Here is a 9,334-nt window from a genome sequence, read left to right on the forward strand (position 1 = left end):
TGGGTTGAAGTTCCGGTGGCGATCCTGCTGGTGCTCGGCAGTCTGTTTGCGCTGATCGGCGCCATCGGCCTGGTGCGGATGAAGGATTATTTCCAGCGAATGCACCCGCCGGCACTGGCCTCGACCTTGGGGGCGTGGTGCGTGGCGCTGGCCTCGATCTTTTACTTTTCGGCGCTCAAATCCGGGCCGGTGCTGCACGCCTGGCTGATTCCGATTCTGTTGTCGATCACGGTACCGGTGACCACGTTGCTGCTGGCACGGGCGGCGCTGTTTCGCAAGCGCATGGCGGGGGATGATGTGCCGGCTGAAGTAAGCAGTCGGCGCACAGAAAGCGGGAGTTAGGTTTGGAAGTTTGTGTTGTTTGACCGGGCCTCATCGCGAGCAGGCTCGCTCCCACAGTGGAACGCATTCCCTTTTAGGAGCGAGCCTGCTCGCGATGGCTATTTCAGCAACGACTCAGATCCAGGCAACAGCCAACAACCCCGCCCCCAACACCACACACAGCGGCGAATACGCCCAGGTGTCGAGCCGGGCAAACTTAGAATCCTTGACCTGCTTGAAGAACCCCACCAGATTCGAATCACCGATCGCCCGGGCAAACATCAGCATCGCAATGGCGCTGATCACCCATTGCAGCGACCGGTGATGCACCGTCGGCAAATACAAACCGACCCGCAGGCACACCAGCATCGCGATCAACAGCAATCCCACCGCGACCAGCAACGTGGCAAACCCCGACGGCTTGAACGCTGGCCTGGATTCCCCGCCACCCTCTGCCGATATTCGCGGGACCGCAGCCTCGCTCCCCAGCTTGCCGCCCGCCGCCCAGTACAAATGGACCAGGCTGATCAAGAGAAAGATTGCAGCAATCCATTGCGCGACCATTAGGCTCATATTCAGACATCCAGCGTGAAATGTCGCAGCAGGATGAACCTCATTGAACGATTTTGTAAGGGTATTTGTCATCGACGGTGGTAAAGTGCCGCTCCATGAAACTCGCCCGAACTGACCGCACGCTCATTGCCTGGATGCTTTACTGCTGCGTCCTGTTCAATGTGTTCGCGTGCAGTATTGGTCATGGGCAGATGCTGGGGATGCAACTCAACGGCATCGGTGGCCAGTTCTGTACGGTTGATCCGGCCACCCAGGCACCGGCNNCAACGAACACCTCCGAAGACAACCTGCCGACCCTGTCCAAAGCCTTCGGCTGCCCGCTATGTTCCACCGGCGGCATGGGCCCGGCGCTCAACTCCAGCCTGACGCTGGCGATCCTCCCGGAGCAACACAGCCCGCCCTTGGCTGTCGTCGCCAATGCCGACCTCCCTGCCCGCTTCACCTGGCCCTCGGCCAATCCTCGCGCCCCGCCTTTCGCCTGAAGTTCTTCGCCTTTTCCGATCAGCCCACTGCGCCAACGCGTGGCGTTTGTCTGTGCGCTGTTTCCTAGACAAGTCTTCAGGATTCATCGATGAAACATGCTTCTTTGTTAGTAAGCCCGTTGTTGGCCAGCCTGTGCGGCTGCCTGTCTGTAAACGCCTGGGCGCAATCCACCGTCGACCTCGCACCCATTACCATTGATGGCGAAGCGACGGATGAGCCGGGGTTGAGCCTTGATCAATCCAGCGGCATGGCCTCGCGTCTGGGCCTGAGCGTGCGTGAAACCCCCGCCTCGGTGGCCATCGCCGACCGCAACGACATCGAGCGCCACGGCGCGCAAAACTTCCAGGACGCCGCCAACACCCTGCCCGGCGTCAATGCCAGCGCACCGCCGGGGTTCGGCGGGTTCATCTCCTACCGCGGCTTTACCAGCAGCCAGATCACCCAAATGTTCAACGGCATCAACGTCTCCAGCGGCCTCGCCCGGCCGGTGGATGCGTGGATTTACGATCGGGTCGAACTGGTGGGCGGCCCGTCGTCGCTGATCAATGGCGCCGGTTCCGTGGGCGGCTCATTGAACTACGTGACCAAACTGGCGACCCGTGAAGAACAAGCGGTCGAAGGTCGCGTCAGCTACGGGACTTATGACACCACCGAGACTGCGTTCGGCCTCAACCACGCACTCAGCGAAGCCGACGCCGATGTGCAGCACTACGCGCGGCTCGACGTCAGCCACAACACCGGCAATGGCTACATCGACCGTCAGGAGCGCGATGCCTGGAGCGTCGCGTTCTCGCTGCTCAGCGACCTCACGCCCAACCTGTCCCACACCCTGGCCCTGGAATACCAGGATGAACACGAAGACAGCCCGTATTGGGGCACACCGGTGCTCAATCCCAAGGCCGGCGAGTTGAAGATCGACAAGCACAACCGCTTCAACAACTACAACGTCGCCGACGGCCGTTACGAACAACGCACCCTCTGGGCGCGCTCGATCATCGACTACCGGATCAACGACAGTACCACGCTGAAAAACACCCTTTATCACCTCGACAGTCAGCGCGATTACGGCAACCTGGAAACCTATCAGTACAACGCCGACAACAGCGCGGTGAATCGCTCCACGGCNTATCAAGTCCGTCATCAGGGCGAGCAGAACGGCAACCAATTCGAGCTGCGCCATGACGACACGNTGTTTGGCCTGGACACCACCTGGTCTGGCGGTTTCGAGTACAAGGTCAACCAGACCACCAACTCGCCGCTGAACGTCAAAGGCGCCAGCACCGTCGACCCGAACAACTTTCAGCCAGGGCACTTCTATGACATCCCCGGCACCCGACCGGGGTTTGTCAGCGACAAGACCAACGAGGTCACCACCAAAGCCCTGTTCGCCGAAAACCGCCTGGCGCTGACCGACAAACTGGCGTTACTGACCGGCGTGCGTTATGACGATATCGATCTGGACGTGACCAATCACCGGGCAGTGACCGCCAGCAATCCACGGCATTTCAGGCGCAGTTGGGAGCCGGTAACCGGCCGCGTGGGCCTGACCTACCAGTTCATTCCGTCCGCCAATGTCTACGTGCAATACAGCACCGCCGCCGAACAGCCTAACGGCACGCAGGATTTCAACGTGTCCACGGGCAAGCAATGGGAAGTCGGCAGCAAGCTCGATTATCTGGACGGGCGCGGTTCGGCAACGGTGGCGGCGTACACGATTGAGCGCAAGGATTTCGCAGTGACTGATCCATTGGACCCGACCCTCAGCATTCCAGTGGGTCAGCAGACGTCGAAGGGGATTGAATTGGCCAGCTCGTTGCAGATCACCGACAAGCTGCTGGCCGAGGGCAACGTCGCATGGGTTGACGCGCAGTACGACGAGTTCACCGAGAAGAATGCGGCCGGCGTGGTGGTTTCACGCAAGGGCAACACGCCGACCAACGTGCCGGACCGGGTCGGCAATCTGTGGCTGACCTATGACTTCGCACCGCAATGGCAAGGGGGTGTCGATGCGCGGTATGTGGCCTCGGTGTTTGCCGACAGCGCCAACACCATGACGGTGCCGTCGTACACGCTTTACGGCACGTTCCTCAGTTACAAGGTCGACCGGCACACCACCGTCACCGGCCGGGTGCGAAACCTGACCAATGAGGTGTATGCCGAGTTTGCGCATGTGTCGCCAGCGTATTACCTCGGGACACCGCGGACTTTTGAATTGGCGGTGCAGACCCGGTTTTAAAAGCATTGTCGGAATGCCACCTGTGGCAAGCTCCCTCACCACAATAGTCACTGAAGACTGGCGGAGACTTTATCCGCCACATCCTTCGGCACCCACGCCTGCCACACCTCAGGATGCGCCTTCATGAACGCCTGCGCCGCCTGACGTGGCGGGGTGTGTTTCTCGCTCATTTCAGCCAGCGCCTTGTTCAAGGGGTCGATCGGAAAATCGACCTTGCTGAAGAAATCGGCAATCTGCGGGTACTGCTTCTGAAAAGGCGTAGACACACCAATCGACAGCTTCGAGGCCAGTGAGCGCGTCGGTTTCGGATTGGGGTTGTCAGCGTCCGTCAGGGTTTTCCAGGCTTCGGCATCAAAGGGCGGCTCCTCGAGCTGAATCAGCTTGAAGCGCCCGAGCAGCGGCGTTGGTGACCAGTAATAAAACAGCACCGGCTTGCCACGACGAATCGACGAACTGATCTCTGCATCCAGCGCCGCGCCGGAACCGCTGCGGAAATTCACATAGCTGTCGTTCAGGCCATAAGCCGTGAGTTTCTGTTTGTTCACCACTTCCGATGTCCAGCCAATCGGGCTGTTGAGGAAGCGCCCCTTGCCCGGGCTTTCCGGATCGCTGAACACATCCTTGTACTTAGGCAGGTCGCTGACACTGCGCAAGCCTGGAGCCAGTGGCTTGATGCCNTTGGCNGCGTCGCCCTTGACCACATATTCCGGCACCCACCAACCCTCGGTGGCTCCCTTGACCGTATCGCCCAGACCGACCACTTTGCCTTCGGCTTCTGCCTTGATCCAGACCGGACTACGGCCGGCCCATTCTTCGCCGATCACCTGGATGTCGTTTTTCGCCAAGGCGGTTTCCAGGGTGATCGTGGTACCGGGCAAGGTGTCGGTGGGCAGGTCATAGCCCTTCTCGACGATAAACCGCAGCACCTCGGTGATGAGGCTGCCGCTTTCCCAGTTCAGGTCGGCAAAGTGGATCGGCGCCTGGGCAGCGGATACCGGAACGGGCGAACTCAACACCCCCAACGTGGCCAGGGCAACGGCCAACAACCGTCGAAATCCTTTCATGCTTTTGCACCTCGTGCTGTTCACAGCAATAGCAGGATGGCCTGACAGAAGACCGCAAGCCTCTGAATACTCAGTCAACTGACTGTAGTAGAGGTTCCTGCTTTCGAGGGGTGTGATTTAATTTTCGGAAGTTTCCTGCAAGCGTGCCAGCTCTCTTCTTACCATGCAGGCGTAAGCCGCCGGGCGCAGCGTGTAAATCTGTGACGCCACCCACGTCAGCCAGCCTCCCTGCAGAACAGCCTTGTGCTCGAACAGTCGTCGGGCTTCGACGTGCGCACTGGCCTGGTTCTGCTCGTGGAAATCGGCGCGGGTCAGGGTCATTACTCGCTGGCCTTGAACGTCACCAGTTCGCCCTTGCGCCACTTGGCCGCCTTACCGGTCACCGCCTTGAGGGTTTTGGTCAGGCCTTCCTGCAGCTGCTGGTGCGCGGCGAAGACCATCACCACGCTATGACCTTCCTTGAACACAATCGCGTGACCCTCTGCGGTGGTGACAAAGGCGTAATCGCCCAGCCCGTAAACCGTCAGTTTGATTTCACGGAACTTGATGTCGAGCTTGCCGCCTTCACGACTGGGCAGAACCGAAGCGCTGAAATGATCGCCGACCTTGAGCTTCAGCCCTGGCTTGTCGTCGACCACCAGCGCCTCTTCGGTGTCGATTTCGGCAATATAAATGCCTTCAGCGTTCTGTTCGGTGATGTAAACGAAACGTGACTGGAACTGTTTAACCAGCTTTGCGCGCAAATCACCCAGCACGAACAAAGCATGCATATCGAGATTACTTACTGCCAAGGAAACATCCCCACATCTGAAAATGATGCCGCACGCAGAAAAAGCGCACAGCAGAAAAAAGCGGCCATGCCGAAGTGTTGCCGTAAGACCCGGGTTGAAATCTTGAGCCGAGCTGAGCGCTCATGCCTCGCGAGGTCAGTGAGATTACTGGAATATCGCTCGCGCCGTCCTCTGTGAAAGTCGTCAGATGTTGAAGGAAAACGCCCTTCTTGCAGCCAGAGGAAACCGGATTACCAACTTTAGGGAAAAAACTCTCTAAAAAAAGCACTTTTCCGACATATCGCAAGTAAAAAATTGCTTTAGATGAACACCGTTCGCCCACCAATGCAGGTGATTCTAGAGCAGCGATGCTCACCGAGACTACCCAAAACGACGTACACACGTCGGTAAAACAATGAAAAGGACTTCACATGTGCACCATGACTCATTTCGCTTCCCCCCAGACAGCGCGCGCAAACAATTACGCCCCGTTGCACCCGACGGCGTTCCAGCCGCATCAATTGCAGCCTGAAAGCCTACTGCTGCCACGCTTCCAGGTCGTGCTGGCCGGTAACGCCTTCTTCCATATCAAGGACATTTCCACGGGTCGTGTAAGAGGTTTCCGTGGCTGCCATAACGAAGCCTGCGCACTTGCCCGCTCACTTGAATCTCGCCTCTGACGCGCTCGCCTGCCTTCATGTCTATAGACGTTTCGTCATGCCGGCGACTTAACTCAGCCGCCGGCAGGCAACTGCTGCCATACTGCCCGACCAATGAAATCCGTCCCCAGGACGGACGGCATTCAACACAACAATATATTTCCAAGGGAAGGCAGCTACGTGACGGAATTTGATATCGGTGAATTTTTTATCCGGGGCGAAGCCAGAGAGGTCGAAGGCGAATTCCAGGCAGTCATTGTCATGCGTGCCAAACCGCCGTTGACCACGGTGACGTATCACCAGGTCGAGAAGGATCGCTGGTTCAAGACCTCGGACGTCGCTGCCATCGCCGCCAAAGAAGCTGCCCAGGCTCTGAAAACGGCTGTCGATGAAGGTGCATTGAAAGCCTGATCGGCGGATTTGCAGTCTATGCTCTCTCCTGCTTCCCCACATCGCAATCGAACTCCTGAAGCGCGGCCCCCTCAGATGCCATGAAGCCGCACCTCAGATCGCGACCCGCAAGGAGATGAAGATGGATTCACCTACACACGACTTGAAAGGTTTGTTCGACCAGCTCGGTCTGGACTCCAGCGAGAAAGCCATTGACGATTTCATCGCCAGCCATTCGCCGCTGGCCGACGACAAGAAACTCATCGATGCCGAGTTCTGGACGCCGCAACAAGCAGGCTTCCTCAAAGAACAATTGCGTGAAGACGCCGATTGGGCGCGGGTGGTCGACGACCTGAACCTGCGCATGCACCAGATTCACTAGCCCGCCTGTCTTCCGTCAGCGATAAACCTGTGGCGAGGGAGCTTGCTCCCGTTGGACTGCGCAGCAGGCCCATCTTGGGGCCGCTACGCGGCCCAGCGGGAGCAAGCTCCCTCGCCACAGTTGAGTTTCAGGCTTGCTCACCGGTTATCAGGTTGAGCATCTAGCGAGGACTCTGCGGTTTGTACCCCAACCGCAATCCACCCCAATGCCGCCCCTTGAGCATGATCGGCACCGACAGGTCGTGCATCAGTTCACCCGTGTCGCGGGTGTAAGTCTGCAACAACACCGGCTGTTGATGGCTCCCACAGCGAATGCCAGTGCGGTCGGCGAATTTGCGCTTGGTGCGGTTTTGTACCGTATCAACCTGCGCATCGCCGGTCAGCGGCTGACTGAAGACTTTGTTGTGGGTAGGCACGTAACCCTGTTGCGTGCAGGCAATGGCGAATACCAACCCTTCATGGCGCGGCAGCAACGCCTCCTGGATCGCCGGTAAGACTTGGTCGGTGTAGCGATCGAAACGCGTTTGAAACTTGGCCGGGCTGGTGTTGGGGATCGCCTGGTAACTGCGATCAAACAGGTCATCGAGGCTGACACGGCCCTGATCGATATCCGCTTCGAAGCGCGCGGCAATCTGGCTGGCGCCTTCGCGGGCCAGGTCATAAATCCGTTGGTGGTAGTCATCCAGTCCGACTTCGGCCAGACGCTCGCTGATGGTTTCGGCCTGACCCTCCATTTGCACTGCTGCCTGAGCCAGGCGCTTAGTCTGTTGGTCGCTGATCGCCAGGTCGCTGCGCATCTGTTCGATGGCATGGAACAGGCTGTCGAGTTGTTCGCGGTTGGTGTCCGCGCCCTTGGCGATTTCCCCGACTTGATGCTCGACGCCGGCGGCCAGGCGCGCAATGTTTTCCAGGTGCTGACCGGTGTGCTCGACCTGCTCGACACCGGTGTCGAGGTCGCTGGACAGTTGGCGGATCTGCTCCACCACCTGCGCCGTGCGTTGCTGGATATCGGCGACCATCTCCCCGACTTCGCCAGTCGCCGTCGCCGTGCGCGCCGCCAGTCCGCGAACTTCATCCGCCACCACCGCGAACCCGCGACCATGTTCCCCGGCCCGAGCCGCTTCGATGGCGGCGTTCAATGCAAGCAAGTTGGTCTGACTGGCGATGGATTGGATCACCAGGGTCACGCGCTGGATTTCCTCACTGCGCTGGCTCAAGGCTTCGATCAGTTCACGGCTGGCATTGGCGCGCTGACTGAGCTGATGCATGCGGCTGATGGACTCGACCAGTTCCGTGCGCCCTGCCGCGCTGCTCTGATGAGCTTCGCTGGCGGCACTGAGGGCTTCGCGGCTGAGTTTCGAGGTGGCTTGTTCGGTCGCGATCATCACTTCGGCATTACTGACGATTTGCGCCGCCGCGTCGAGTTGCGATTGCAGTTTGTCCGCCAGTTGCTTGACCGAAAAGGCCACGCCTGCGGCCGACAACGCGTTATGACTGGTGGTATAGGAAAGATCGCGAGTCAACTCGGCGATAGCGCTGGCGCCGTCGACCGTTGTTGCTTCGGGCGTGGCGCGCGAGCGCAAGCGAGGCAGCCAGATCACCAGCACCGCCAGTGGCAGACAAAGGTAAAGCGACCAGCCACCCAGCGCCATGCCACACAGCAAGAGCATCAGGGCGATGCTTTGCAGGGTTGGCGTCAGCCAAAGGTTTTTCGGCAAAAACACTGGTGCAGGCACTGCCGCAACCAGAGATCCGTCTCTCGTCATCTTCGTCACCCCATGTACCTTCTAATTGTTGTGACTGCATTAAACGCCACTACAGGGCCATTATCTATGGTCCATTAGTAGTGGGCGTTGCAGCAGGTCAATAGAAGTACGCGAGCTTTTCGCAGACGACAAAAAGCATCGCGGGCAAGCTCGCTCCCATAAGTTCGATGTGAACCCTGTGGGAGCGTGGCTTGCCCGCGATGCGGGGCGTTACGGAATCAGGCCTGACGCTGGTGCTTGTCGATCTGCTCGTGACGTTCTTGCGCTTCGATGCAGTATTTGGTGGTTGGGCTGATCAGCAGGCGCTTCAGGCCGATGGCCTCGCCGCTGTCGTCGCACCAGCCGAAGCTGTCTTCTTTGATGCGTTCCAGAGCCTGTTCCAACTGAGGCAGCATGCGCTGGTCGCGATCGATCGCATTCACCAGCCAGGTGCGCTCTTCTTCGACAGAAGCGGCGTCAGCCGGGTCAGCCGGGGTATCCAGGCTTTCGATGGCGATGCGGTTCTGTTCAATGCGCGCGTGGTGTTCCACCTTCATGTCTTGCAACAGCTCGTAGAAAAAAGCNTGCTGTTCGGCATTCATGTAGTCATCCGCCGGCATGGCCAGCAACTTTTCCTTTGTCATTGATTTCTCTATAAAAAATACGTGCATTAAGGCGAATAAGGGAGCTTCCCGGAAGGCCNGGTCCGGNC

General features: G+C 58.8%; 12 protein-coding genes. 6 read left to right on the forward strand and 6 right to left on the reverse strand.

Annotated features, from left to right (window positions below):
- On the forward strand, positions 1-342 hold a 342-nt coding region (locus B7L09_RS03340), incomplete at its 5' end, for a Na+/H+ antiporter subunit G (RefSeq protein ID WP_141213421.1).
- A 114-nt stretch (positions 343-456) separates the two neighbouring features.
- Here B7L09_RS03340 and B7L09_RS03345 read toward each other — a convergent pair.
- Positions 457-894 carry a DUF3995 domain-containing protein gene (locus B7L09_RS03345; protein WP_094467734.1) on the reverse strand — a complete coding sequence of 146 codons (438 nt, stop codon included), beginning with the start codon at positions 892-894 and terminating at the stop codon, positions 457-459.
- Between the two features lie 95 nt (positions 895-989).
- Between B7L09_RS03345 and B7L09_RS03350 the strand changes: the two genes are divergently transcribed.
- Both B7L09_RS03350 and B7L09_RS03355 read left to right on the forward strand, forming a co-directional pair.
- The gene (locus B7L09_RS03350; protein WP_094467735.1) at positions 990-1,376 is read left to right on the forward strand and encodes a DUF2946 domain-containing protein; all 387 of its coding nucleotides are present in this window, start codon (positions 990-992) and stop codon (positions 1,374-1,376) included.
- 89 nt (positions 1,377-1,465) lie between these two features.
- Positions 1,466-3,613: a TonB-dependent receptor gene (locus B7L09_RS03355; protein ID WP_094467736.1), complete on the forward strand. Its 2,148-nt coding sequence runs from the start codon at positions 1,466-1,468 to the stop codon at positions 3,611-3,613.
- 47 nt (positions 3,614-3,660) lie between these two features.
- On the opposite strand, the gene B7L09_RS03360 is transcribed toward B7L09_RS03355, so the two are convergent.
- The 3 genes from B7L09_RS03360 to B7L09_RS03370 form a co-directional block, all read right to left on the reverse strand.
- Positions 3,661-4,677 carry an ABC transporter substrate-binding protein gene (locus tag B7L09_RS03360; RefSeq protein WP_094467737.1) on the reverse strand — a complete coding sequence of 339 codons (1,017 nt, stop codon included), beginning with the start codon at positions 4,675-4,677 and terminating at the stop codon, positions 3,661-3,663.
- 117 nt (positions 4,678-4,794) lie between these two features.
- Positions 4,795-4,998, reverse strand: a complete 204-nt coding sequence (locus tag B7L09_RS03365; RefSeq protein WP_094467738.1) for a hypothetical protein — start codon at positions 4,996-4,998, stop codon at positions 4,795-4,797.
- Positions 4,998-5,468: a hypothetical protein gene (locus tag B7L09_RS03370; RefSeq protein WP_094467739.1), complete on the reverse strand. Its 471-nt coding sequence runs from the start codon at positions 5,466-5,468 to the stop codon at positions 4,998-5,000. The genes B7L09_RS03365 and B7L09_RS03370 overlap by 1 nt, the downstream gene beginning before the upstream one ends.
- 410 nt (positions 5,469-5,878) lie before the next feature.
- On the opposite strand from B7L09_RS03370, the gene B7L09_RS03375 reads away from it, so the two are divergent.
- The 3 genes from B7L09_RS03375 to B7L09_RS03385 all read left to right on the forward strand — a co-directional run bounded on the left by B7L09_RS03375 (position 5,879) and on the right by B7L09_RS03385 (position 6,878).
- Entirely contained in the window at positions 5,879-6,127 is a 249-nt protein-coding gene (locus tag B7L09_RS03375) for a hypothetical protein (RefSeq protein ID WP_094467740.1), read from the forward strand.
- A gap of 159 nt (positions 6,128-6,286) precedes the next feature.
- On the forward strand, positions 6,287-6,517 hold the full coding sequence (locus tag B7L09_RS03380; RefSeq protein ID WP_010459643.1) for a hypothetical protein: 231 nt from the start codon (positions 6,287-6,289) through the stop codon (positions 6,515-6,517).
- A gap of 121 nt (positions 6,518-6,638) precedes the next feature.
- Entirely contained in the window at positions 6,639-6,878 is a 240-nt protein-coding gene (locus B7L09_RS03385) for a DUF2789 domain-containing protein (RefSeq protein WP_033057641.1), read from the forward strand.
- Between the two features lie 160 nt (positions 6,879-7,038).
- Here the strand turns inward: B7L09_RS03385 and B7L09_RS03390 are convergent, their stop codons facing one another.
- Together B7L09_RS03390 and B7L09_RS03395 are read right to left on the reverse strand one after the other, a co-directional pair.
- Positions 7,039-8,643, reverse strand: a complete 1,605-nt coding sequence (locus B7L09_RS03390) for a methyl-accepting chemotaxis protein (RefSeq protein WP_094467741.1) — start codon at positions 8,641-8,643, stop codon at positions 7,039-7,041.
- Between the two features lie 218 nt (positions 8,644-8,861).
- Positions 8,862-9,266 carry a TraR/DksA family transcriptional regulator gene (locus B7L09_RS03395; RefSeq protein ID WP_094467742.1) on the reverse strand — a complete coding sequence of 135 codons (405 nt, stop codon included), beginning with the start codon at positions 9,264-9,266 and terminating at the stop codon, positions 8,862-8,864.
- Positions 9,267-9,334 lie beyond the last annotated feature (68 nt).

Origin of the sequence: Pseudomonas mandelii (genome assembly GCF_002251635.1) — a bacterium.
GTDB lineage: Bacteria > Pseudomonadota > Gammaproteobacteria > Pseudomonadales > Pseudomonadaceae > Aquipseudomonas > Aquipseudomonas mandelii_B.